Source organism: Thalassovita sp. (assembly GCF_965218685.1).
In the GTDB taxonomy this organism is placed as follows: domain Bacteria; phylum Pseudomonadota; class Alphaproteobacteria; order Rhodobacterales; family Rhodobacteraceae; genus Thalassobius.
The window spans coordinates 2,324,234-2,349,542 of record NZ_OZ244657.1 but is presented as its reverse complement, the minus strand read 5'-3'; the positions used below and the strand labels follow the sequence as shown (position 1 = coordinate 2,349,542).

Below are 25,309 nucleotides of genomic sequence, written 5' to 3'. Positions count from 1 at the left end.
TTGGAACGGGCGAAAAACCGGGGGACGCTCTGGGTGCGTCCCCCGGGCGAACGGATCAGTCGAGGATTTCGACCGTGCCGTCATTGCCATTCACACGCAGGCGCATGCCCGTGGTGATCTTGGAAGAGGCCGTGCCCGTCCCTGTCACCGCCGGCAGGCCGTATTCGCGGCAGACGATGGCGGCGTGGCTCATCATGCCGCCGATGTCTGTCACAGCCGCGCTGATCTTGCCGAAGACAGGCGCCCAGGACGGTGCGGTCACTGGGGTCACCAGGATCTCGCCCTTCTTCAACTGGCTCAGCTCGTCGGGGCTGGACAGTACGCGGGCGACGCCTTCGACCAGACCCGGTGCAGCGGCCATGCCCTTCATGACATCCGAGTCCTCGTCCGTTGCAGTCCAACGTTCGATCGCATCCGAGGTGATACCCCACAGCATGATAGTGAAAGGCTCGGTGATGACCTCGGGCGGGTTGTTCAGTGCGGGCAGCGGCCGTTCCTTGGACAAAGCGGTGTGGATCTCGCGACGTCGCGCGATTTCCGCGGGCCACACATCGGTACCACGATAGGGAACGCCAATGGCCCAACCGGCCGAGTAGTCCCACAGCACGTCACGCACTTCGTTGCGGTTCAGGAAGAACATATCGTCCTCGTTCTCCCAGAAGCCCTGCTCGGACAGCAGCTTGGACAGCTCGCGCATCTTGCGCCAGAACACGCCGATCGCCCAGTGCTCGATATAGAAGTTGTGATCTTCCACATAGGGGAACACGGTGCGGGCCAGGCCCAGCTTTCCGTCGAACACGGCCTGAGCCTCTTCGTCCATCATTTCGCGATATTCCGCAGTAATCCGATCGCGTTCCTTCAGCAGAGCCTCGGTCGGACGCATGATCTCATCACCGTCTTCCACGCGCTCGATGTAATCGCGCAGATAGCCCATCGGGATGTCCAGATGGTCGATCCAATACTTGTCGGTCGAGTAGAACCCGTTGCCACTGGTGAAGTTGAACCACGGATCTTTGGCACCTTCCCACTGGGCCAGCCATTTGTCACCGCCCGGAGCATTGGCCACGGCAGCCAGCGCCTCGTCGACGGTGCCGGACTTCAGAGCATCCGCGCAACCCAGTTCCACTGCCAGCTTGGCCAGCTTCTTGATCTCGTCATCAGGACGGAACAGTTCGCTATCCACACCCTGAACCATCTTGGCAATCGCCTGATCGGGGATGGTGGGGAACTGCTCTTTCATGAAGCCAAAGAAATCCAGATAGGCCGCATAGCCCAGGTTCAGGAATTCAAAATGGTGCTGCCAGATCTTGTAGCAAAGCTCGATCGCCTTGTCGTACTGGTCGAACAGCTGGTTGGTGCTGTCCAGACCGACACCTTCGGTGACGACCGAAATATCCTCGACATCAGGCAGCGCAGTGAAGTTGATTGCTTCCAGCTCGTCGATCTTCGCCAGAACCTTTTCTTTCCAGTTGGCGTAAAGGTCGTTCCAGTTCATGAAATAGTGACCAGCACGTTCCATGAATTGCGGCACACGAGCCTCGATCTGCTCAGGCGCGACGGCCACGGGCGAGAAATAGACGTATCCGTTCAGAATCCGGTAATCCACGCCGTTCGCGGGCGGCACCAGCAGGTGACGCGTGTTGTACTGCCCCAGACCTTTGATCGCGAAGTCCAGCATGATCGTGTCAAACGGACGGAAAGGCGTCGGCCAGTGCTGCGAGTTGCAGAACCAGAACGTTGCATCGTCCTGCTCGCGGCGCGAGGGCAGGAAGTGAGTGTAATAGGGGTAGAGCTCTTTCCAGCCCTCGCCCCCTGCCGGCGTTGCAACGTCAAAGGCGCTTGGGAACAAGCTTTTCTGTGCGTCCATTCGAATTTCCTCCCAGAGAATGGTTTATTGTTTCTTGATTATTTCGAGCCGACCGGATTGGTCAGCGTATTCACGATGCCCATCATCCCGGTCATATAAGTGGCCTGTTTTGCGGCCGGTTTTTTCTGTGACCAGATGGTTTCGGGGCGACTTTGCAGCGCCAGCAGGTTTTCCCCTTCGGGCAGATCGGCATCGATGGCCCATTCCACATCCTGAGGACATTTGTTCTGCTTTTCCAATCGCTTGGCCAGGCGGGCAACCGCCATCACCTCGGCATCGGTCAGACTGGTGACTTTGCGGCGCGCCTCGTCAACGGGGCGTTCGATCGCCTCGCCCAGCTCGGCATCCCCGACCATTTCGGCATGTTTGTCCGAAATGGTACGATCCAGGATCTCCTCCAACACCTTTTCAACCACGAAGTTATCCGGCGTTACCACGCCCGAGACGACCATTTCGCCCAGGCCCCAGCTGGAGTCGATCACGATACGCGTCCGGTCCCCGGTGCCGGGGTCCAGCGTCATCGCGACGCCAGCACATTTGGCGTTCACCATTTTCTGCACGCCCACACTCATCAGAACGTCGATATGGGGGATGTTGTTTTTCTCGCGGTAAGCCACCGCACGGGTGGTGTACAGGGACGCCCAGCAATCACGCACATGCGAAACCACATCATCAGCGCCACGCACCCACAGATAGGTGTCCTGCTGGCCGGCAAAGCTGGCGTCCGGCAGGTCCTCGGCGGTGGCAGACGAGCGCACAGCGACGGGGATGTCGTCACCCATCGCGGCATAAGCCTCGCGGATGGCGGTCTCGACCTCTTCGGGCAGGTGATGCGAGCGGATGCGAATGCGAATGGCCTGCGCCGCGCGGTCCACCTCGTTGAGGTCATCGGGATTGACGCCTTCCAGATGGCGCTCAATCTCGGCCCTCAGCCCATGCGAATCCAGCATCGCAGCATAGGCATCGGTGGTCACCGCAAAGCCCGGAGGCACGGCCACACCGGCTTGGGTCATCTCGCCCAACGAGGAACACTTGCCCCCCACTCGTGCGTGATCAGCGCTGCCAATTTCCGAAAAATCGAGTGTATAAAGTCCGGTCTGGGTCATGCCATGTTATCCCATTCTACCATGACCGCTGTGGGCACACGGAAGGTGATGTTTCGGTGGTATTCGGCCTGGAAATCGGGGGCCAGGCGCAGGGTGGGGAAGCGATCTGCCAGCTGCTTCAGCAGCTCTTGCGCCTCCATTTTAGCCAGCTGGAACCCCAGGCAGTAGTGTATGCCATAGCCAAAGGACAAATGCGTGCGGGCATTCTTGCGGGTGATATCCAGCTGCTCACCGTTGGGGTACTGAGCTTCGTCCCGGTTCGCCGAGCCTGTCAGCATGAGGATTTCGGCGCCCTCGGGCAGTTCGACCCCGCCAATGGTCTTGGCCGTGCGCGCCTTGCGGCGCCACCCAACGACGGACGGGGTGAAGCGCAGCATTTCCTCGACCGCGTTGGGGATCAGGGAATGGTCTTCCTTGATCGCCTGCCAGGCCTCGGGGTGATCCATCATCGCCATTACATAGTTGCCCATGAAGGTCGAGGTCGTCTCGTGCCCGGCGAACAGCGTGGAATACAGAACGCCCGCGATTTCTTCGTCGGTGATGTCGGCGCCTTCGGCCTGCAATCGCAGCAGATCCGAGGGGAAGTCATCGCCCGGGTTTTCGCGACGCATATCCAGCAGGTCATGGATGTATTTCCAATAGGCGACCATGTCGTGGGCGACGGGGATCATTTCCTCGTCCGTCAGGTCCGACCAGGTCATCTTGCCCCGGCTCATGCCGTATTGCTTGATCTTTGGCACGTCCTTTTCAGGGATGCCCATTAGCGTGAACAGCACATGGGCAGGCACAGGAAAGGCCACGATCTCCCAGAAGTTCACGGGCTTGCCAGCTTTGCCGGCCTCTTCCAGCATATCCAAATGGCGCGAGACGATTTCCTCGATCTGTGGCGCGATGGACTTGAAACGGCGCGGACCAAAGCAGCCCTGCGCGATCTTGCGGATGCGGGTGTGATCCGGGGGAACGCGTGCGGTCAGCCCCGAGTAGGCAGTAAAACCGCCCTCTTTCAGGATTTTCCGGCCCTCTTCGGACATCGGGCGCATCGGTTTTTGCGCGTTTTCCGAGCTGAAAGTTTTCCAGTCGTCAAAGATTTCCTTGATGTCTTCATAGCGCGAAACCACCCAGTATCCCGAGGGTTCGTGGAAGAAGATTGGCTTCTCCTTGCGGAATTCCTCCCACTGGGGTTGCGGTACGTTAAGGTCAAACGGATCGTATGCATCCGACCCGCGGATGTCATCAATGGCGTTCATAAGATTTCCTCCCAATGGCCAAGTTCGGCCGACTGAGAATCACCCTAAGTAAAGCGCTTTGGTTTTTCTTTGGTTTTTACACAAAAATTCTAACGTGTTGTTAATGCTCGATAAGTTCGCTGAACCTCTGACCCTTCCGGGGTGGAGCCAATCGCCATCATGGCTTTTTTGTACTGGCGGTACTGACGCGCGACCGCATCCATTCGGCCCTGAGCATGGAAAACCTTCAACGTCTCGATATTCACGTCATCACTGCTGGGATCCAGCGCCAAACCTTTCTGACAATGTTCCAGTGCGGCGCGCAAACGCCCCTTTTCCCGCAACAGCGCCGAGAAATCGCGCTGCAGCTTCAAGGCCACCTCGCGCAGCCAAATTCGGCGGGCCATGCACCAGTCCTCTTGCTCGTTATCGATATAGTCCAGCGGGATGTCTTCAAACAAATCACCGGTATAAAGCTTTTCCGCGGTCGAGTAGATCAGCTGCGCCTCTTCGCTTTGACCGCGCTTGAACAGGGACACGCCACGGCGGCACAGTTGCTCGAAACTGGTGATGTCGACCCAGCTGCCTTCGGGCGGGTTCAGCCGGTAGAAATCCCCCGAGCGGATCACGGCATCCTTGCGCCCCAGTGTTCTGCGAAGCATGGCCACCGTGTGGTGCAACCGCGCGCGCTTGCTTTTTTCGGTGCCGTCTTCGGCCCATAAAAGCTCGGCAATGCGGTCAACATGGGCGCCCCGTTCCCCATGGGTCAGCAGATAGGCAAACAGGGTGCGCGTTTTCTTGGGTGCGCCCCCCTTTATGTTCCAATCGATCCGCTCGGACCCATTGCGATAGACCCTCAATTGGCCCAGGCAATAGATCTGCCATCGTTCAGCCCTGTCACTGGGCGCCATCGGCTTGGACGAGCGCACCAGCCAATCAGGATCGGCCCCATGGGCGGCGAAGCGAAGGTCGCGCTCGAAAAAGTTGGTCCCGGCATAGTCGGGCACAATCCGTCCCAGCACAAAAGACATCTGTTCGCCTGCGGGTTTGTTGGCCAACTCCATCGGAATCCAGAACGGATTTTCATAGACCCCCGAGGGCACAAGGATTTGCTGATGCGCCCTGAACGAGGCTTGCAGCAGGTCCTCGACAATCAGCTCTCGGTTATAGACCGAGATCACCGGCAACCCATAGCGCTTGTGAATCTGGCTGGAAATCTCGCCCCAGGATTCGACCCGCAAGGCGCCCTGCATCTGCTTTGACACCCAGCTCATGTCGATGATGAAACACCCCTTGCTAAGCTCGGTGCTTAGCCATTGTTGTAGCGCCTGCACCACGTCGGCCGCCACGATCTGTTCGCGATCCAGGCCGATCTCGGTCGCGCTCAGGCGCATCATCGCGTGGCCCGCACGCAAGAAGGACGGATTCTCGGAAATGATCAGCATATTTTCATGCCCCGAGACATTACCCAATGCCTTCAGAACAAAGTTCGCGTCCCCGGATTCAGCAAAAATTGCAGCGTTTGCAACCTCTTGAGAAGGATTGCTGACATCGCGACGCGGCTTGGTCATCTCTGATATTGGTTCCATTTGCGCACCTTACCTGGCGGGTTAAGAAGTTCCTTTAGCAAAAAGCCAAAGAAAAACCAAAGCAAGAGCAATAACGTGATTCGCAGGTTTTGGCCTCAAGAGCCTGACCACTGGGAGGAAGATTTTACATGAATTACCTACGGGTACACCGATTCAGTCGGGTTGCGCAGCTGTCTTTACAGACCAAAGGGCGCCGCCACCATGGCTGAATTCGACTATGTGATCGTGGGCGCAGGTTCGTCCGGTTCGGTTCTGGCGAACCGGCTGAGCGCCGATCCAACGGTGCGTGTTTGCCTGATCGAGGCCGGCCCCGAGGATCGCAGCCCCTTCATCAAGATCCCGCTTGGGCTGATCTGGCTGTCCAAGGACCGCCGGCACAACTGGCTGTTCAGATCGACCCCCCAAAAGGGGCTGGATGGCCGCGAAGTCTCGATCCCTCGGGGTAAAGTGCTGGGCGGTTCGTCCGCGATCAACGGCATGATCTACATCCGCGGTCATCGTCAGGACTATGACGATTGGGCTTCGGCGGGCTGCACGGGTTGGGATTACGCGTCCGTCCTGCCCTATTTCAAGAAATCCGAAGCAAATGCCGATCCGTCCAAATCCAGCGAATTCCACGGTCGCGACGGCCCGCTGAGCGTTCAAAACTTGAACGATGCCAATGCGATGGATCACGTCTTTGTTGACGCGGCGACACAGCTTCAGCACCGCGCCTGTGACGATTTCAACGCGCCCGACCCCGAGGGTGTGGGCATCTATCAAGTCACGCAAAAAGACGGACGGCGGCACTCGACCGGAGCGGCATTCCTCGCGCCTGTACGCGCGCGCGCCAATCTGCATGTGATCACCGGCGCCGAGGTGCATCAGGTGATTGTCCGGGACGACCGCGCAGCCGGGGTACAATTGGCGACGGCGCAGGGGCCTCAGTTCGTTGAGGCGCGCCACGAGGTGATCCTTTGCGCCGGGGCCATCGGCTCGCCTGATATCCTGCTGCGTTCGGGCATCGGTGACGGTGCTGCCCTGCAGGCGCTGGATAAGGACGTCGTGCAGCACCTTCCCGGTGTGGGGAAAAACCTGCAGGACCACGTTGACGTGATGGTGATCTGCAAATCGCAAAGCGCGGCGCCATACGGACTGTCCTTGCAGGCTGCGCCCAAATTGGCGCTAGAAGGACTGCGCTGGATCGGGGCACGGCGCGGGATGCTCAGCTCGAACATGGTCGAGGCCGGGGGCTTTCTTCGCACCTCACCCGCCGAGGATCGTCCGGACATCCAGCTGCATTTCATCCCCGGCCGCAAAAGCCATCGAGGCCGGATGTTCGAATACGGGCACGGAGTGTCGTTGCACACTTGTCTTCTGCGCCCAGAAAGCACGGGCAGCGTGACCCGCAACGCCCCTAACGGCGCGCCGGATATAGACCTTGGCCTGTTGTCCAACGAGGCCGACACAATCCGTATGACCAGGGCCGTGCGCATGGCCCGCGATATTCTGCGCCAGCCCCCCTTTGCCAAGCATCGCCTGTCCGAGATTATCCCCGGCGACGACGCTCAGACTGATGACCAGATCAAGGCATTCATCCGCGAACATGCCCGCACTGTGTACCACCCGGTTGGAACCTGCGCGATGGGCACTACCCCCATGTCCGTAACCGATCCGCGCCTGCGGGTGTACGGACTGCGTGGGCTGCGGGTCGTGGATGCCTCGATCATGCCCAAGATTGTCAGCGGGAACACCAACGCACCGGCCATCATGATTGCCGAAAAAGCCGCTGACATGATCACCGAGGACAGGCGGAACGCCGCCTGACCCATCTACCCACCAGAGGCCCGGAAGGGTCCGAAATAATCGATTTGTCATTCCAGGGAGGAAAACATGACGAAACAACGTAAACTTCTGGCACTGGCCAGCGTGATGGGAATGGGCTTTGCGGCCCCTGCCATGGCGGCTCCGATGTGCGGCGCTAATACCGGCCAGGCAGCCAGCGGCGATCCGATCATCGTCGGCGGCATTCACGGCAATGCTGCGCCCGGCGATTTCTCGGCCGCGACCGATGCCGCGGCGGCCTATTTCAAATGTGTGAACGCCAATGGCGGCATCCATGGCCGCCCCGTGGATTATCGCGTTGAAAACGACCAGTGGAACCCCGAACTGGCCGCTCAGGCCGCGGCAAAACTGGTGAATGACACCAATTCGGTGGCGCTGGTCGGCAACGGCTCGTTCATCGAGATGGCCGTGAACGCAGGTACCTATAAAGACGCTGACATCATGGTCATGGCCTCGGCCTGTGCGATTTCGGAATGTTTCGAAAGCTCGAACATCGTGTCGACCAACCAAGGCCCGCTGCCGTCGAACCTTGGCGCGGTGCAATATGCCCGCGAGGAACTGGGCGCGACCAATATCGCGTGCATCGGCCTGAACATACCCAACAACGGCATCTGGTCCTGTGAGGCGTCGATCAACTATATGAAGGACAACGGCGGCGACGGCAGCATGGCGCTGCTGAACCCCGGTGCTCCGGACGTGAACTCGGCTCTGCTCGAGGCCGTGTCTTCGGGTGCGGACACCATCCTGATCAACCAGCCTGCCGGTCTGGCCCTTGCCATTCTGAAAGCGGCTGAAGAACAGGACCTGCGCGATGCGTTCAACTGGATCGCCCCGACCCCGCTATATGACCTGTCGGTTCCTGATCAGGTGGGTGACTACTGGCACGGCCACATCTATGTGAATGCCGAACTGGCGCCGTTCCAGGTCAACGGCCCGGACGCACAGAACTGGATCAAGGTGATGGACAGCTATGCCAACCCCGAGGATCCGCGCGATACCTTTGCACAGGCAGGTTATCTGTCGGCCAAATTCTTCACCGAAACCATGCTGGCCATGGACCCCGCCGACGTTGATGACCGCGACAAGGTTGGCGATGCGATCCGTGCCATCAAAGGTCTGGAATCTGACCTGATGTGTGGCCCCTATTATGTGGGTGACGCCGATTTCCATATGCCCAACCACGCGGGTTATATGGTGAAGATCGTCAAGGGTGGCTATGAAATCGTGCGCGATTGTTATGAATATGACAGCGCCTATTTCGAGCCTCACATCGCCCTGGAAAAAGAGCTTGGCCTGCGCTGAGCCTAGCTAAGCCTATCAGGTGTAGCAGGGCCAAGCGCCTTGCTGCACCCAACTTTCGGGCGGGACCCAATGAAAAAAACCACTCTCCTCAACTGGGGGCTTTACCTGGTGCTGATGGCCGTCATCCTGACATGGCTCGGCTGGGGTAAACCCATGAAAATACAGGGCTTGTTCCTGGCCTCTGGCCTTGCGACTGGCTCGCTTTATGCGCTGGGCGGGATCGGCATGGTCGTGCTGTTCCGGGCCACGGGCGTTTTGAATTTCTCGGGCGGGGCCGCAGGAGCGGCTGGCGCCATGACAGCATGGCAGCTGGTTGAATGGGGCGTCTGGGGCCCCGTCGCCTGGAGCGCCTGCATCCTGATGGCGCTGGCGATCACCCTGTTTTACGGCCGCATGATCGCGCCGCATCTGGCCTGGCGCGAACCTGTGGTCAAAGCCGTGGCGACGCTGGGTTTTGCCCTGATCATCCTTGGCCTTGTCAGTTTTCTGTGGATCGACGATCCGCGCTCGATCTCTTTGCCGACCGACAAGATCGGCATCCGTTTCCTGGGCCTGCGTGTGACCGCGACCCGTCTGATCGTCTTTGCCGCGTCAATTCTGATCGTGATCGGCATTTACTTCTTTCTCAGCCGCACCAAGGTGGGCCTGCAAATGCGCAGTCTGGCCAATGACCGCGATCTTTCGGCCCTTATCGGCATCCCGATCCTGAAGGTCGAGACCATCGCCTGGGGTATCTCGGGTGTGCTGGCGGGTTTTACCGGGTTGATGTTTGCCGACCTGATCCGGTTAGAGCCGACGGTTATCACCTTCATGGTCATCCCCTCCATCGCCGCCGCAATCTGCGGACGGTTGGACAATCTGGCCCTGGTGCTGGTGGGCGGCCTGTCGATGGGCGTGATCGAGAATATGCTGACGCTGTCCTCGACCCTCAAAGGCGTGCGCCCCATTGCACCGTTTGTCATCGCGGCGCTGGTGCTGCTGTGGTCGCAGCGCGGATCGCGCCTGACATTCGGCGGGAGGGACTGACATGGACAAGCGTTTGTTCCAAATCACGCCTTCAGGCTGGAGCGGCCTGATCTTCGCCGCTTTCGCCATCGTCATTCTACCGCTTGTGGCCGGAAACCTGTGGCTCAGCGTGTTCATCTCGACCGGCTGTTTCATGCTTGCGATTGGCGGCGTGGCCTTCATGTATGCGCGCCTTGGCATGGTCAGCCTGACCCAGGTCGGTCTGATGGGGGTCGGCGGCTGGGTTATGCTGCGCCTGAACCACGCCTACGGCCTGCCATTCGAGGTGAACCTGATCCTGTCCGGGCTTGTGACTATGGCCTTTGGCTGGTTGCTGGCCCTGCCCGCCCTGCGGATGCGCGGGCTGTACCTGGCGCTGGTCACCCTTATGGCCGCCGGAGGGCTAGAGATCCTGTTTGCCACCTATCAGTTCCCGAATGGGGGCGAAGGCTTCTGGGGTGTGAAAACCGGCTCGGCCGATGCGTTCCGGCGCCCGTGGCTGGCCCAATCCCCCGAGGCATATTTCCGCTATACCGTGGTGGTCGTCCTGCTGGGCTTTTTGTTCATCGAGGCGCATCGCCGCCTTGCCCCCGGACGGGCCTGGGCGCTGATCCGCCGGTCCGAGGCCGCCGCCATGTCCGCAGGCGTCAATGTCACCCTGTATAAAACCTGGGCCTTTGGCATTGCCGGTCTTCTGGCCGGTGTGGCTGGCGGCTTGCTGGCGGGATCACTGGGTCTTCTGGATGACGCAACCTTCAAGGCCAGCGAAAGCGTCATGGTCTTCGCCTTGGCGATCGTTGGCGGCGCGCGGTACTGGCTGGGCGCACTGATCGCGGCCACACTGTTCCGCATCCTGCCTGCCCTGCTGAACAACTGGGGCGTGGATGCGGACCTAAGCTTTGTCATCTTCGGCGCAGGTTTGCTGCACGCGATCATCACAGCGCCCAATGGGTTGGCCGGTCAGTTGATCGACGCGGTGCAAGCCCGTCTGAGCCCCAAGAAGGAGGCCGAGCAATGATCAAACTCGATAGCGTAAGTGTGCATTTCGGCGGTGTTGTCGCGCTGGATCAGGTTTCGGCCCAGTTCACGGCGCCGGTGAATGGCATCATTGGCCCCAACGGCGCGGGTAAAACCACACTGATGAATGTGATCTCGGGCTTTGTGCATGTGCACGGGGGCCGGATCGACATGGATGGCACCAGCCTTCTGTCCCTTGCCCCGTATCGGCGCGCGCACTGGGGGTTGCGGCGTTCGTTCCAAAAGGAAGAGATCGCCAATGATCTGAGCGTTTTTGATAATGTTCTGGTGCAGATCGACCATGCCGGGGCCTCGGGGCCCAAACGCGACGAGGTACAGCGCATGCTGGAGCTGGTCGGCATGGCCGACAAGGCCGATCGCATGGGCCGTACTTTGGACGGGTTTGAACGCCGCCTGACTGACATGGCCAAATGCCTTGTCGGAAACCCCAAACTGGTGATGTTCGATGAACCCGCTGGCGGCCTCTCGATCGAGGAAACGCACCGGCTGGGCGATCTGATCATGGCCGTGCCCAAGGAAACCGGCGCGCAGGTTCTGGTGATCGACCACGATGTCGAGCTGATCTCGCGTATATGCACGGACACTCTGGTGTTGGATTTCGGCAAGAAAATCGCCTTTGGCCCCACGGCGGACGTGCTGGCCGATCCCAAGGTCAAAGCGGCCTATCTTGGCACGGAAGAGGTATAATCCATGGCATTGGAACTGAAAAAACTCAGCGTCGTGCAGGATGGGCGCACCTTGGTGGACCAGATCGACCTGCATCTGGCCCCCGGCAGCGTAACCGCGGTCTTGGGTGCGAATGGCGCGGGTAAATCCGAACTGGTTCTGGCCATGGCCGGGATGATGGCAGTCTCGGGTGGGCAGATGACACTGGATGGCGCGGATCTGACGGGCAAAGGCCCTGACGTGATCCGCGCGGCCGGAATCGCTGCCGTTCCCGAAGGCCACCGGGTTCTGACCAAGCTAAGCGTAGATGACAACCTGCGCGCGGCCGGGTCACTGTTGCCGGACGGGTTGGAGGAAACGCTGGCCGAGACCTACAGCTTTTTCCCCGAACTGGCCGAACGCAAAAAGCAGATCGCAGGGTCCATGTCGGGCGGGCAGCAGCAAATGCTGGCACTGGGACACGCAATGATGAGCCGCCCACGCTTTTTGCTGGTCGACGAGATGTCCTTGGGACTGGCACCTTTGGTGGTCAAACGCCTGATGAGCTTTGTCACGGATCTGAAAACGCGCGGTGTCGGCATTTTGCTGATCGAGCAATTTACCGACCTTGCGCTGAGCGTTTCAGAAGAGGCGCTGGTGCTGCGCGGTGGGCAGGTGCGCTACAGTGGCCGGGCCGAGAACCTGATCAAGGATCCCGAACTTCTGGACCAGGCCTATTTCGGTATCGACGCGGTCGAGGAAGGCGCCGGTTTGGCGGCCCACTAGGGGCCGCCGGGCTAGCCGCTCATACCACCATCGACAGACAGGATCGTGCCGGTGGTAAAGCTGCTTTGATCCGAAGCCAGATAGAGAACCGAGCGCGCCACCTCTTCTGGGGTGGCGTGACGCCCCATCGGGATAATCTCGTCAAAGAATTCTGTGCCATCACGACCGATGATTTCACCCAAGTCATCCTCGACCCGCTGCTGAAATCCGTTGGATACAGGGCCGGGGTTGATCGTGTTCACGCGAATGCCGCGCGGCGCCAGATCCTTGGCCAGCACCCGCATCAGCCCGGTCAGCGCATGTTTTGCGGTGATATAGCCATACACGCCCGGATCCCCCCGCAACCCCGCCACGCTGGAGGTGATGATGATGCTGCCACCCTGCCCCATATGCGGCACCGCATGTTTGGCGGCCAGAAAGGCCCCGCGCACATGAACGGCCAGAACCTGATCGAAGACTTCGGTGGGATAATCCTCGATCGGGGCGACGGTGCCAAAATTGCCTGCATTGCTGAACAGGACATCAATCTGCCCAAACAGCTCGATCGTCCGCGCGATGTACTGCGCCACGTCCCTTTCATCCGAAACATCCGCAACACAGGTCTGAATTGAACCAAGTTGATCGGCAGCGGTCTGCAGCGCGTCTGCGTCGCGGTCCACCAGCATCACCTTTGCGCCCAGATCCAGCATCTGACGCGCCGAAGCCAGGCCAATACTGCCCGCCCCGCCAGTGATCAGACAGACCTTACCTTTCATTCCGAAATCCATCGTTTTCTCCCCCTCGCTTTGGGTGTCAGACTAAAGGATAAACCCGCTAGGGCCTATGATTTATTTAAGAAATTCCTTGCCAATCCGACCCCAAACGCGCCTATCATCACAAGCAGGAGAAAGGGAGACAGCGCTGATGACAGACACGGAAAAACAGGGCCAGCCCCTGGCCGCGGGCGCCGCGATGTTCGGTAAGTTGAAAGCGCTGGGCGTGGACTATGTGTTCACCAATTCAGGCACGGATTTCCCCCCGATCATCGAGGGCTACGCCGCCGCCAAGGCCGCCGGCCACGCCTTGCCCCAGCCGATCCTTGCCCCACACGAGCATGCGGCTGTGTCTATGGCGCACGGGTTTTATCAGATCGCAGGCAAAGCGCAGGCTGTGATGCTGCACACGAATGTGGGTCTGTCAAACGGCGTCACCGGCGCGATTAACGCCTGGTGTGACCAGATCCCGATGATCCTCATGTCGGGTCGCACACCGACCCTGGAAAGCGGGCGTTTCGGTGCGCGCACCGTGCCCATCGGTTGGGGGCAAGAGATGTTCGATCAGACCGCATTGGTGCGAGAAACCACCAAGTGGGATTACGAGTTGCGCTTTCCCGAACAGATCGCCGAGGTGCTGGATCGCGCCTGGGCCATTGCAAACTCGACCCCACAAGGACCCGTGTACCTTAGCCTTCCGCGCGAGGTCCTGTGCGAGCCGGGCCCCGAGACGGGCATGAGCCAACCCTCGACCATGGCGCCAGTGATCACTGCAGCTGATCCTTCGTCGCTGGAACGTGCAGCCCAGGCGCTGGCGAATGCAAAGGCTCCGCTGATCATCGCGCAGCGCGGCGCGGGCAGCGAACAGGCGTTTGCCGCCCTGTCTGAATTCGTGCAGGATCGCGCCATTCCGCTCGCGCATTACTGGTCCAACCAATTGGCCATTCCGATCGCGCACCCGATGCAAGTCGGCGCCGACCCCGAGCCCTGGCTTTCGCAAGCCGACGTCGTGCTGGTGATCAATTCCCTGGCCCCGTGGTTCCCTGATAAAACCGGCCCCAACGCGGATGCAACCGTGATCCAGCTGGGCCCTGATCCACTGTTCTCGCGCACGCCCATTCGCAATTTTCCCGCCGATATCACCTTGGCCGGCGCTACCGATCAGACGCTTTTGGCCTTGATTGAAAAGGTGACGCAGATCGCTGGGGACAGCGAGGAAATCGATCAACGCCACAACAAGATAACCTTTTATTCACAGAAGGTTAAAGAGAAAACCTCACGCGTCGCCGAAACTGGAAATGCCTCGCCAATGACCAAGGATTGGGTCTCGCTTTGCCTCGGCCGGGCTATCAAGGGGCGCAAAGCCACAGTCTTTCACGAGCTTGGCTGCCCGCTGCAACCTCTGGATCTGGACGCGCATAACAGCTATTTCCAAGAGCCCCATTCAGGCGGTCTTGGCTGGGGGTTCCCCGCCGCGCTTGGCGCTCAGCTGGCGGACCCGGACAGACTGGTTTTCGCGACGATGGGGGACGGCAGCTATATGTTTGCGAACCCCACCGCCTGTCATTTCATCGCCGAAGCGCACGAGCTGCCCGTTATCGTCCTTGTTCTGAACAACGAGGAATGGGGCGCGGTGCGTGCCTCGGTCGAGGGTCTGTATCCCAGCGGCAACGCCCGGATGGAGAACGAAACGCCCATGACCTCGTTGCGCCCCAGCCCCGATTTCACGCAAACCGCAGCCGCCAGCCGCGCACATACGCAGACCATTACCGATGGCGCTGACCTACCCGCAGCACTGAAACGCGCGATCGAAGTCGCCACGACCGAACGACGTCAGGTCCTGCTGAACATCGCCATCGCGCGGGCCTGACGGGCGTGTCTCTGGCGCAACAGAACGCTTTTTTGCCCTGTTCGAACCCCAAAATGCCCAAATACTGGGCCATGCTGTGGCCATTGTATACGCGATGATCAGGCATTTATCTTCTTATGGCAGCTAATCCTAACAAAACGCACAGTGTTGCCTTTGTCCTGCCTTGCCTGAACGAGGCCCGGACGATCGAAGCCTGCGTGCGCCAGGCAAGCAAAGCAATCCAGACCCTTCGTGACCGTCATGGCCTGACTGGTGAGGTGATCGTTGCTGACAATGGCAGCACTGATGGCAGTCAAGAGCTGGCCACAGCGGCGGGCGCAAGGGTCGTTGATATTCACGAACGTGGGTACGGTGCGGCGCTGCTCGGTGGGTTCGAGGCTGCAGAGCAAGCAAGTTATCTGGTGATGGGGGACAGCGATTGTTCCTATGATTTTCTAGAGGCAGTGCCGATGGTGGAACGGCTTATGGATGGGGCCGACCTGTGCATGGGTTCGCGCTTTGCCGGCGAGATCAAGCCAGGCGCAATGCCCTGGAAAAACAGATACATCGGCAACCCGGCGCTTTCGGGTATCCTGCGCTTTCTTTTCAAGACTGACATCAGTGATGCGCATTGCGGGATGCGCGCCATCCGAAAAGAGGCGTACCAGTCACTATCGCTGACCTCGCAGGGGATGGAGTTCGCCTCGGAAATGGTGCTCAAGGCGGTGTTGCATGGCAAACAGATCGCCGAGGTGCCGATCACGCTCTGGCCCGACAAGCGTGAACGAGCGCCGCATCTGAATCCCTGGCGCGACGGGTTTCGCCACTTGGGATACATGCTACTTCTAAGTCCCAGGCACTTGTTCTTGTGGCCTGCGGTCGTGTTTTTCGTCATTGGCCTTGCGCTATTCATCATCCTGCTGGGAAATAGCGATGCGAAAATCGTTCAGTTTGGACCGCTTCGTTTCGGCGATCACTGGGCCATCGTGGCCAGCGCGCTGGTGATCATCGCGGTTCAGACGGCCACCATCGGCATCACCGCAACGGTTTACAGCGTGCAGCAAAGGTTCCGCCCCAACAGCGGGCGACTGGTGGCACTTTTGCGCAGATCACGGCTTGAATACTGGCTGCTTACGGGCGCCACCTGCATCCTGACCGGAGCGATCTGGGCCCTGAATGTGACGGCCGGATGGATTTCGTCGGACTTTGCCTCGCTTGACAAAGTCCGCAGTTTAAGCGCAGCCGGAACCCTGACCGTGGTAGGTATGCAGATTTTTTTCACAGGCTTTCTTTATTCGGTGATCGCTGGCATCAGCTCGACCCACGGGCGCATATTCGGGGCGGATCAAGATTGAGCGATAAGCGTCGATATCCTGCGGTACACCCACCAATCGGTAGTTTGGTCAAATCCGTGCAGAGAAGCAGTTCTGCCATTTGGGGGGGCGCATGATCCCGTTGCAAATGTTGCAAAAAGCCTGGGCCATTCTTGAGCCACCGGCCAGACGGCGCGCCCTGCGCGTTCTGGCCGTGATCCTTGCGACCGGGCTTTTCACGGCAGTGATGGTCGGCTCGATCTTGCCGTTTCTAAGCGTGCTGGCGGACGAAAGCATAATTACGCGTGCGCCCGCCCTGACGTGGCTGTACGAGCAAGGCGGCTTCACATCGGGCAAGCAATTCGCCCTTTGGCTGGGTGTGGGGTCTCTGGTGCTGATCCTGATGGCAACCGCGGCCCAGATCGTGCGGGCTTTCATGATCGCCTCGTTTTCCGCTCAACAGAACAAGAACATCAGCACGCGGCTTTTCTCAAATTATTTGCGGCAGCCGTATTTGTTCTTTGTGGATCGTCATACCGGTGATCTGGGCACGCATATTCTGGTTCAAAGCAACCAGGTGGTCGATCAATTTCTGAAACCAGCCGCCGAGGTAGTCGCGGCAATTTGCACATCGCTTGCGATTATCTTCCTGTTGTTATGGGTCTCGCCTGTGGTCACGCTGGTCTGTACGGCAGCTCTGGGGGGAATTTACGGGCTGACCTTTGCGCTGACACGACGCAAGATCGCGCGCCTTTCGCATTCTGGGTATTCTGCCAGCAAGGCACGAAACCGGATTTGCATCGAGGCCATCGGCGGCATCAAAGCCATCAAAGTGCTCACGCGCGAAGAAAGCTATATCGACCGTTTCGAAATACCCTCAAATGACCTGGCGCATGCTCAAACGGTAACGAACGTTACGATGGAGATTCCCAACTATGTCCTTCAGGCGCTGGCGTTTGGAGGTGTCGTCACGCTGGCCCTTTTTCTTTTGGGCTCGGAACAGGGCAGCACTGCAGATGCGCTGGGCAACCTGCTGCCCACCATTGGCCTTATCGCCTTTGCTGGTCAAAGATTGCTGCCTGAATGGCAGCGCATCTACGCAGGGTTGACCCAAATCCAGTCCGGCTTGATTGCCGTGGATGTCGTTTACCGAGACCTATTCGAAACGCAGGACGGGGCCGTGCTCCGCAAGGTTAGTGGCGCCCGGATCCCCCTGAACGAGACGTTGGAGTTTGACGCGGTCACGTTCCACTATCCCAACGCCGAGCAGGCAGGGCTGTTTGACCTGTCACTACGCATTGGCGCAGGGGAACGCATTGGCGTTGTTGGCACCACTGGCGCTGGCAAGTCCACGCTTGCCGACGTTCTCTTGGGGCTAATTCTGCCTACCTCTGGTCGATTGATTGTAGACGACACGCCAATCGATGCAAACTCGGTCACGCGCTGGCAGAAATCATTGGGCTACGTACCGCAGGACATTTTCCTGACCGATGCCAGCATCGCTGAAAACGTAGCCTTGGGTTGCCTGCCCGAGGAAATCGACATGGCACGCGTAAAAAACGCCTGTCAAATTGCCCAACTTGACCAGTTGATCGAAAACGACTTGCCGAATGGATATGACTCGAAGGTGGGGGAAAGAGGCGTCAGACTGTCCGGGGGACAACGGCAGCGTATCGGGATTGCGCGCGCGATCTATCACGATTCAGACCTTCTGGTTTTCGACGAAGCAACCAGCGCCTTGGACACCGTTACCGAGCAAGAAGTCATGTCGGCAATCAATGCCCTACCCGGCGCCAAAACCGTTGTGTTGATAGCGCACCGGCTTTCCACCGTTCGGTCCTGCGACAAGATTATCGTACTTGATAATGGCAGGCTGGTGGCCGAAGGGCCTTGGGATACACTGATCGAGACCAGTACGCATTTCCGAGCGCTTGTTGAGGGGCAGAAATCGCTTCGCGCCTGACCAGAGGCCCTTGCTGAACAAAAAAGGACAACAAGAGACAATGCAGACCGAGAGCTCCGCTTATGCACCGTTCGTCACAGACTTTACCTTTACCCAGATCGAAACGCTGTGTGAATCCGCTTGGTTGGGACATGCCCCTTTTGCGTTGTGGCTGGTCGAGGCTTTGCGCCCGCTTAACATAGTCGAGCTTGGCACCCACAATGGATATTCCTTCTTTGCCTTCTGTCAGGCCATGCGTGACCTGGGTCTGGATGGGCAGGTACACGCGGTTGACACCTGGGCCGGCGATCCGCAGGCAGGTTTTTACAGCGACGAAGTTTATAGGGAGGTGGCACAAATCACGGCGTCGAAATTCCCCGGCGTCGGCACGTTGCACAAAATGACATTCAACGAGGCCAGAGACTCTTTTTCTGCGGGCGACGTCGACATCCTTCATATCGACGGGCTGCACACCTATGAAGCGGTCAAACACGACTTTGAAACCTGGCGCGAAACGGTTCGAGAGGGCGGCGTAGTTCTGTTTCACGACACGCAAGTGCGCCGCGATGATTTCGGTGTTTGGAAGCTTTGGGAAGAGCTGAGCGCTGAATACCCGTCATTCGAGTTTTTCCATTCTCATGGGCTGGGCGTGCTGGGTGTCGGCAGGGCATTCCCGGAAAAATTGGAGCAGCTTTTTGCCCTTTCGACGGATTCCCAAGAAGCTGCACAAGTCAGGCGGCAATTCGAGAGGCTGGGGAACCTAGTTGAACTACAGGTGTCTAACTCCAACCTCTCAAGCGAATTGAACCAAACATCCGCAAAATTGGCCTCGAATTTGGCCAGTCGCAGCTGGCGGATCACTGCCCCACTGCGCTTTGTACATGCAAATTCTTTCAGACTCGTGCGAAAAGCCAAACTTTGGCTGTATTTCCGTGCCTTGGCTATCGCAGATCTGCCTGCCTCGTTATTTCGCCGGCGTGGGCTTTTCATTGAAAGCATAGAGGATGGTGCCCAGAGCTCTGCCCCACTTAGCAAAGCCTGTGTGTTTGTGCATTTCGATAAGGACGGAAAAATCGATCCGCATGTGATCCACCATGTCAAAGCGATCTGCGACGCGGGCTTTCAGGTCATTTTTGTCAGCAACGCCCCAGGAGTCACCCCGGAAGAGATCGAGAAGATCAGACCGTATACTTGGCGTATCATACTACGCACAAACATTGGCTACGATTTTGGCGCCTGGAAAACCGGCATCCATCAGATCGAAAATATTGCCGAACTGGATTGTCTGCTGCTCTGTAACGATAGCGTTTACGGCCCCCTTGAACCACTTGATCAAGTCTTTTCGAAGATGAGCCAGCGTGATCATGATTTTTGGGGAATCGTGGACACATCCGAGGTGTCTTTGCATGTTCAAAGTTTCTTCGTTTGTTATGGCAAGCGCGTCCTAAGCAGCCCCATATTTCAAAAATTCTGGCGTGACTTACCGCTGTACAAGCAAAAGTTCCGGGTGATCTACAAGGGTGAAATTGGTTTGTCGAAAAAACTGCTGAAAGCAGGGTTTCGGATGGGCGCGTTGTGTTCTTATGACAAGATTTCGGATCGTGCGCCAAAACGTTTCGCAGAGGTTCAAACCCAAAGCGGTACTAGTTTCGTTAACCCGACCCGGTACTTCTGGGACGTTCTGATACGCGATATGGGTTGCCCCTACCTGAAGGTTGATCTGGTCCGCGACGGCCTTGCCACAAAAGAGGGCCCGCGGGGATGGGCCGACGTAATTGGCGAAGCATCCACTTTCGACATCCAATTGATCCAAGAGCACGCGGAACGGATCAATGCCGACACATCATATCGCTAAATACAGGGCAAGGTTGCGGGTACCACCTTGGAAATACAGGCCATTTTTCCATCCAAATAGCTTTCGTGCCATCGCTCCTTTGTCGGCTAGTTTGGAATAAGCCAGCAAAAATTCCCGTTCATCGACCCTCAGATTGTCACCCAAATGAATGGCTACCTCGTCGGCTTGCTTTCGTGTTTCTTCAAGAATTTTATTTGGAATTTCTAACGCACGATGCGGTGCAGATGCCGCGATTTTCAACTTTGCAAAGGCTGAATGCTTTTGGGCGCCAAAAACATTGCCAACGTGCTGCCGATAAAAGATCGACGGGCCATCCAATCGTGTAATTCGCCCCTGCAACGCACAGATCATTGCAAGCCACCAATCATGTGCAATCGCCTGCTCAGGTATCGGCAGGGCAGCTTTCAGCAGGGCCGCATTTCCGATCATAGCGCAGCCTGTCACCGTGTTTTGCAAAGTCATCAGCTTCCATGGGTCTTTCTCGGGCAGCATTCGGATTTTCTGATAGTCCCAAAAGCTTTTGGCGATCGTGTTCAATGCATGATCAACGACAATCAGGTCCGTGTGCACTATCAAAGGAGTTCTGGCGCCTTCCTTGGATTCCTGTTCACGAATTTCAGCGCCCAGCCGGGCGACCTTGTCTTCCAGCCAAACATCATCCTGGTCGCAAAGCAGAAAATAATCCGCGTCACAGGACTGCATCAGAGCGTTGAAATTGCCCGTAGCCCCCAGGCCCTTTTGTTCGTCCTCCAACAGCACGAACCGCGCGCCCTTATCCCTGCCCCAAGCACGCAGCATGGCCACCGTTTCGTCGCTTGATCCATCATCGCGCGCCAGCAGCCGCCAATTCTGATCCGTTTGCCGGTCAAGCGAGGCCAGCAGTTGGGGCAGATATTGGGCACCGTTGTAAGTCGCCAACAGGATATCCGTATCATACGCGCCCATGATCACCCCAGTTCGCTTCGAGTTGCAGCCTGCGCGTTCTCACCCCGGGCACCCCGCACGAGCCAGTTTTTCCTGGCTTTCGGTCCGCAATCGGGCCAGGCGCCCCTTGGCATCGGGCCGTCTTTGCATCCCCGAGGCCAACAAAGTTTCCTCGCTGACGACCATGACGCGATACTGGGCGCACAGCCGGGAAAGCGCCGTCTCGGGCACATGCTCCAGCGCCAGGATAATCGGTGCAGTACCCAAAAGCGGGTCGTTGCGCACCAGATCGTTCCCGTACCAGATCGGTTCGGCCAGGATAAACGCGATATCGGTATCAAGTCCGTGCAGATGATCCATCGCCTTGGCAAAGGGACGCACGGCGGCCTCGGTCTGCACCGCTCGCATTGGCAAGGCAACAGTGATCGAAACCACTGCCAGCATCACCGCAAAGCTATGCAGTCGGGCAAGCCCCGCGGACCCGGCTACGGCCCAGCCGTATCCTGCCAGCAACGCAATGTGGCCCATGCATTGGTGCAAATAGCGATAGCCCCAACCGTGACCCTGTGAGGGCATCAACAAAATATAAGGCACCAGAGAGGTGACCAAAGACCAGGCCAGCAAACGCAGCATCAAAGGCGCCCTCCGCAGGTGCCATAACGCCAGCCCTACCAGTGGCAAAACCGCAAGGTTCTGCCAAGCAATCAAGCGGGTTGCGTTGGTCGCCCAATAGACAATATCGGCAGAGCGTTGATCCCCGACGGCCTGAGTTACGGCCATGGCGACAAAGCCCAGGTCTCCGTCCACCGAAGGAGGCAGTGCGTCTTGCGCCACCGGCTCAAGCCCCTGCGCCCAAACAGCAACGTCAATCCAGAAAATCCATCCCAAACCGGCGGCGCAATAGGCCAGCCCATACACAGCCGCAAGGCCCCAGCGCCGCTGCCCAAAGGCCAGATGGACAAGAAAAGGAAGCGCCATGAAACTGTGAACATGCACGTGATGCAGACCAAGCGCATAACACCCCAGAACAATCGCAGCCGTATGCGATGCTGGCCGGTCCATCATGAACAGCCATATCCACACCAGCGTGGCCAGCAGATGCGCCGTCATGGTGTAGGGCGTCATCCCCGTGATCAGGAATTGGGACGAACTGGCAAAAAGCAGCACTGCACAAAGAACGGCACCTTCTTTCTGCGGCAGGACCCGACACGCAAGACGCCAAAGAACCAGAACCGAGGCCGCGCAAAACAGCGGCATCATCATCGCCCCAAGACCTATCAGGCTGAAACCTGCATGCAAGAACGCCGTGCCGGGGCGATACCCGGGGACCCATGTCTGATACAGGAAGTCCACCAACAAAAAGCCTGGCCGCAGCGCATAGGACAGGTCAAGCCATTCCTCGGGCACGGGCGCAAGCAGATAGCCATAGCGCAGCAGCTGCGAATGCCACTGCATCATGAATTCGTCCATCGAAAGCGCGAAATCATGGTAGATCAACGGCGTCCCCAAGGCGGTGATGGCAAAGACAACAAACGTCAGCAACACGACCATCCGCGCTCTTTCCGCATCCAGCCAAGGCGCCTTGATCTTATGCGACAGATACCAGGCAACCGGATAGGCCAGCACGGCAACGACCAGCCATTGCGCATCTTGTGTGGCAAGCAAATGAAAGGTGATTTGCCACCCGTTCTCCTGTGCATCCAAGCCCGGATGAACCGCGAATAATGCTCCGGAGAAGGCCAAACCAAGCAGAAGGATCAGGTAGGTAGTCCAGAACAACAATGAAAGACGCACGGTGCGCGTCGCCGGATCGGTTGTCGCGGAGGCAGGGCCGCGGGCGATGTTGCGATCCACGTCGTCCTGCATAATCTGAACTCTACCTCTGTACCTGTCCGCTCCGACAGGCCGTTCAACAATACCCTGCCCCGAACGCTAGCAGCCCACCCCCGCTTTTGCCAAGGGCGCATTGCATTTACCGCAGGCCGTCCCCCAAGGATCCGCAATCTGCATGTAATCCCGACAGTGGGCGGAATAGCTGCTTCACAGCTGCATTCAATTCCGCCACTCTGCCCAGCATGAACCATTTCGCCCTCAAGAGCCCTCTGCCATGACCCGGCCCACACCCAGTGACAGCCAGCCATGGCTCAGTGTGGTCATGCCGGTCTTCAATGGCGCCAGGACGCTTGAGGCAAGCCTGACGTCTCTGGCTCGGAACCCCGGGGACATCGAAGTGATTGTTGTGGATCAGGGCTCGACCGATGACAGCCTGCAAATCATAGACAGTTTTCGCGAACGATTGTCCTTGCGGGTTTTCCAAAAGCCTCAGCATCAAAACTGGATGCAAAATACCAATTTTGGTTTTGCAGCCGCGCGGGCGCCGTTTGCGACAATGCTCCATCAGGACGACATCTGGCTGGCCGGCCGTTTGGCGCTGCTTAAACGCATGTACGAAAAGGCACCCCAAGCGGTGCTTTGGGTGCATGGCGCGCATTACATCGACGCGGCAGGACAGAAAGTTGGCAGTATTGGCCCGCCGTTCGGGCGCCGCGAAAACCTGCTAAATCCAGAGCAATCCATTCCGCGGCTGATTGTGCAAAACACCATTGCGCTGCCGGCCGCCATGTTCAAGACGCGCGATGTGCAAGGCGCCAACGGGCTGGACGAGACACTTTGGTACACCGCCGATTGGGATCTGTGGCTGCGTCTAGCGGCAAACGGTCTCGTGGCCTGGTCGCCCGTCGCAGCCGTTGGCTTTCGCCTGCATCAAGGTAGCCAAACCATCACCGGCTCGCGCGATGCCAAGGCTTTTGCCCAGCAGCTTGCCCTGCCAGTCTTGCGGCACGCAGACGGGATGCCCAAAGCAGTTCTGAAGCGCGCCGCGGCGTCGAATGCGCTGAATGTCTGGCTGGCCAAGCGCTATCACAAGAACGCCGCGCCGTTTGCCCCAGTGGCAAAACAGCTTTGGCGGCTTGGTCCGCGCGGCTGGGTTGGTTTCCTCAGCGACACACGTATCTTGCAGCGCATTTTGGCCAGGCTGAGGGTGCGGCTGTAAGCAAAAGACTGATTAACCGACGTCAAGGTGCGGCTTTTCATCGACGGTACTTTCGGTGCTTATTCTGTGCTCGAAAAGAAAAAGGACTTAGCGGATGAACGCTAAGTCCTTGAAATCTTTGGCTCCGGCGGTAGGGATCGAACCTACGACCAATTGATTAACAGTCAACTGCTCTACCGCTGAGCTACGCCGGAACATGGGGCGGTGTATAGCTTTGAGTTTTTCCGGCGTCCAGTGCCTTTTGTGTCATTTTTCTGAAAAAATTCATCCGGCCGGGCCGCGAAGTCATTTCAGCGTGAAGCTTGTGGTCTCGGACAGCTCATTTTCCGGTTTGACCAGGTTTTTCCCCACCAGATCAACAAGATGGGCAAACACGTTCCGGGCCGCGGCGCCCATCAGTGCGGGGGGTGTTTCGGTGTAGATACGTTCAGCCAGTGAGCGGGCAGTGCCAGGGGCGGTCTCTAGTGCCTCGAGGATCGAGGTCTCGCGGCCTCGCCTGTGTGACAGCAGCCACTCAAGCCGTTCGGCCGGATTCGCAACCGGTGCGCCGTGACCGGCGTGATAGACCGTGGCGCGGTGCCCCTCCAGCCGTTCGCACGAACGCATGAAGTCCGTCAGGTCCCCATCAGGGGGCGAAACAAGCGAGCTTGCCCAGCCCATCACAAGATCACCCGTGAACACCGCGTCTTCCCATTCAAAAGACAGGTGGTTGCCAAAATGGCCCGGTGTCCACAGGGCGCGCAATTGCCAGCCATCGCCCTGGATGACCTGCCCGTCTGCGACGTTCTTGTCCGGGGTGAACTGTGCGTCTACTCCCTCGCCGCCGCCTGCCAGCCCCTTGGCGGCCAGGTCTTCCATCACCGCCGAACGGCCGGCACGGAAATCGCCATAGGCATAGATGGGCGCACCGGTGCGCGCTGACAGCGCCCGCGACAGCGGCGAGTGGTCCAGATGCGCATGGGTGACAATGATGTGCGAGATTCTCTGACCAGGGTGCAAAGCATCCAGAATCGCCTGCAGATGCACCGGGTCATCGGGGCCGGGGTCGATCACCGCGATGTCACGCTCGCCCAGCAGATAGGTGTTCGTGCCGCGATAGGTCATGGGCGAAGGATTGGGCGCCAGCAGCCGCCGCAGCCCCGTCGCCAGCTCCTCGGCAACACCCGGCTGCGGATTGAAATCGTCCGGTGGCAACATCGTCTATTCCTCTCCCATCGCTCGCCGGTTAGGTTTA

Annotated in this window: 19 protein-coding genes and 1 tRNA gene; 11 read left to right on the top strand and 9 right to left on the bottom strand. The window is 58.5% G+C overall.

Annotation, left to right across the window (positions count from 1 at the left end):
- Positions 1-55: 55 nt before the first annotated feature.
- The 4 genes from ACOQOQ_RS11620 to ACOQOQ_RS11605 form a co-directional block, all read right to left on the bottom strand.
- Entirely contained in the window at positions 56-1,867 is a 1,812-nt protein-coding gene (locus tag ACOQOQ_RS11620; RefSeq protein WP_420567150.1) for a PEP-utilizing enzyme, read from the bottom strand.
- A 38-nt stretch (positions 1,868-1,905) separates the two neighbouring features.
- A complete protein-coding gene (locus ACOQOQ_RS11615) occupies positions 1,906-2,973 on the bottom strand; it encodes a PEP/pyruvate-binding domain-containing protein (protein WP_420567149.1) in 1,068 nt (355 codons plus the stop codon).
- Complete coding sequence (locus tag ACOQOQ_RS11610) at positions 2,970-4,220, bottom strand: cytochrome P450 (RefSeq protein ID WP_420567148.1); 1,251 nt, start codon at positions 4,218-4,220, stop codon at positions 2,970-2,972. Before ACOQOQ_RS11610 ends, ACOQOQ_RS11615 begins: the two co-directional genes overlap by 4 nt.
- Positions 4,221-4,309: 89 nt before the next feature.
- Positions 4,310-5,788: an AfsR/SARP family transcriptional regulator gene (locus tag ACOQOQ_RS11605; RefSeq protein ID WP_420567147.1), complete on the bottom strand. Its 1,479-nt coding sequence runs from the start codon at positions 5,786-5,788 to the stop codon at positions 4,310-4,312.
- A gap of 201 nt (positions 5,789-5,989) precedes the next feature.
- On the opposite strand from ACOQOQ_RS11605, the gene ACOQOQ_RS11600 reads away from it, so the two are divergent.
- The 6 genes from ACOQOQ_RS11600 (at position 5,990) to ACOQOQ_RS11575 (ending at position 12,388) form a co-directional block, all read left to right on the top strand.
- Positions 5,990-7,594, top strand: a complete 1,605-nt coding sequence (locus ACOQOQ_RS11600) for a GMC family oxidoreductase (RefSeq protein WP_420567146.1) — start codon at positions 5,990-5,992, stop codon at positions 7,592-7,594.
- Positions 7,595-7,660: 66 nt separating this feature from the next.
- Positions 7,661-8,914: an ABC transporter substrate-binding protein gene (locus ACOQOQ_RS11595; protein ID WP_420567145.1), complete on the top strand. Its 1,254-nt coding sequence runs from the start codon at positions 7,661-7,663 to the stop codon at positions 8,912-8,914.
- Between the two features lie 69 nt (positions 8,915-8,983).
- Positions 8,984-9,940, top strand: a complete 957-nt coding sequence (locus ACOQOQ_RS11590) for a branched-chain amino acid ABC transporter permease (protein ID WP_420567144.1) — start codon at positions 8,984-8,986, stop codon at positions 9,938-9,940.
- A gap of 1 nt (position 9,941) precedes the next feature.
- Positions 9,942-10,937, top strand: a complete 996-nt coding sequence (locus tag ACOQOQ_RS11585; protein WP_420567143.1) for a branched-chain amino acid ABC transporter permease — start codon at positions 9,942-9,944, stop codon at positions 10,935-10,937.
- Positions 10,934-11,644, top strand: coding sequence for an ABC transporter ATP-binding protein (locus ACOQOQ_RS11580; protein ID WP_420567142.1), 711 nt, complete (start codon positions 10,934-10,936; stop codon positions 11,642-11,644). The genes ACOQOQ_RS11585 and ACOQOQ_RS11580 overlap by 4 nt, the downstream gene beginning before the upstream one ends.
- A 3-nt stretch (positions 11,645-11,647) precedes the next feature.
- Positions 11,648-12,388, top strand: coding sequence for an ABC transporter ATP-binding protein (locus tag ACOQOQ_RS11575; protein WP_420567141.1), 741 nt, complete (start codon positions 11,648-11,650; stop codon positions 12,386-12,388).
- Positions 12,389-12,399: 11 nt separating this feature from the next.
- Here ACOQOQ_RS11575 and ACOQOQ_RS11570 read toward each other — a convergent pair whose 3' ends face one another.
- Positions 12,400-13,155 carry an SDR family NAD(P)-dependent oxidoreductase gene (locus ACOQOQ_RS11570; protein ID WP_420567140.1) on the bottom strand — a complete coding sequence of 252 codons (756 nt, stop codon included), beginning with the start codon at positions 13,153-13,155 and terminating at the stop codon, positions 12,400-12,402.
- A gap of 136 nt (positions 13,156-13,291) precedes the next feature.
- On the opposite strand from ACOQOQ_RS11570, the gene ACOQOQ_RS11565 reads away from it, so the two are divergent.
- The 4 genes from ACOQOQ_RS11565 (at position 13,292) to ACOQOQ_RS11550 (ending at position 20,099) form a co-directional block, all read left to right on the top strand.
- On the top strand, positions 13,292-15,010 hold the full coding sequence (locus ACOQOQ_RS11565) for a thiamine pyrophosphate-requiring protein (RefSeq protein WP_420567139.1): 1,719 nt from the start codon (positions 13,292-13,294) through the stop codon (positions 15,008-15,010).
- Between the two features lie 116 nt (positions 15,011-15,126).
- Positions 15,127-16,344 (top strand): glycosyltransferase family 2 protein, encoded by a 1,218-nt coding sequence (locus ACOQOQ_RS11560; protein WP_420567138.1) that lies wholly within the window; start codon positions 15,127-15,129, stop codon positions 16,342-16,344.
- 91 nt (positions 16,345-16,435) lie between these two features.
- Positions 16,436-18,265, top strand: coding sequence for an ABC transporter ATP-binding protein (locus ACOQOQ_RS11555; RefSeq protein ID WP_420567137.1), 1,830 nt, complete (start codon positions 16,436-16,438; stop codon positions 18,263-18,265).
- Between the two features lie 40 nt (positions 18,266-18,305).
- A complete protein-coding gene (locus ACOQOQ_RS11550; RefSeq protein WP_420567136.1) occupies positions 18,306-20,099 on the top strand; it encodes a rhamnan synthesis F family protein in 1,794 nt (597 codons plus the stop codon).
- Here ACOQOQ_RS11550 and ACOQOQ_RS11545 read toward each other — a convergent pair.
- Positions 20,088-21,044, bottom strand: coding sequence for a glycosyltransferase family 2 protein (locus ACOQOQ_RS11545; protein WP_420567135.1), 957 nt, complete (start codon positions 21,042-21,044; stop codon positions 20,088-20,090). The two genes, ACOQOQ_RS11550 and ACOQOQ_RS11545, sit on opposite strands and share 12 nt — an antisense overlap.
- Positions 21,045-21,083: 39 nt before the next feature.
- Positions 21,084-22,889 carry a hypothetical protein gene (locus tag ACOQOQ_RS11540; protein WP_420567134.1) on the bottom strand — a complete coding sequence of 602 codons (1,806 nt, stop codon included), beginning with the start codon at positions 22,887-22,889 and terminating at the stop codon, positions 21,084-21,086.
- A 241-nt stretch (positions 22,890-23,130) separates the two neighbouring features.
- Between ACOQOQ_RS11540 and ACOQOQ_RS11535 the strand changes: the two genes are divergently transcribed.
- Positions 23,131-24,075 (top strand): glycosyltransferase family 2 protein, encoded by a 945-nt coding sequence (locus tag ACOQOQ_RS11535; protein ID WP_420567133.1) that lies wholly within the window; start codon positions 23,131-23,133, stop codon positions 24,073-24,075.
- A gap of 119 nt (positions 24,076-24,194) precedes the next feature.
- Here ACOQOQ_RS11535 and ACOQOQ_RS11530 read toward each other — a convergent pair.
- A tRNA-Asn gene (locus ACOQOQ_RS11530) sits at positions 24,195-24,269 on the bottom strand.
- A gap of 91 nt (positions 24,270-24,360) precedes the next feature.
- Positions 24,361-25,272, bottom strand: coding sequence for an MBL fold metallo-hydrolase (locus ACOQOQ_RS11525; protein WP_420567132.1), 912 nt, complete (start codon positions 25,270-25,272; stop codon positions 24,361-24,363).
- Positions 25,273-25,309 lie beyond the last annotated feature (37 nt).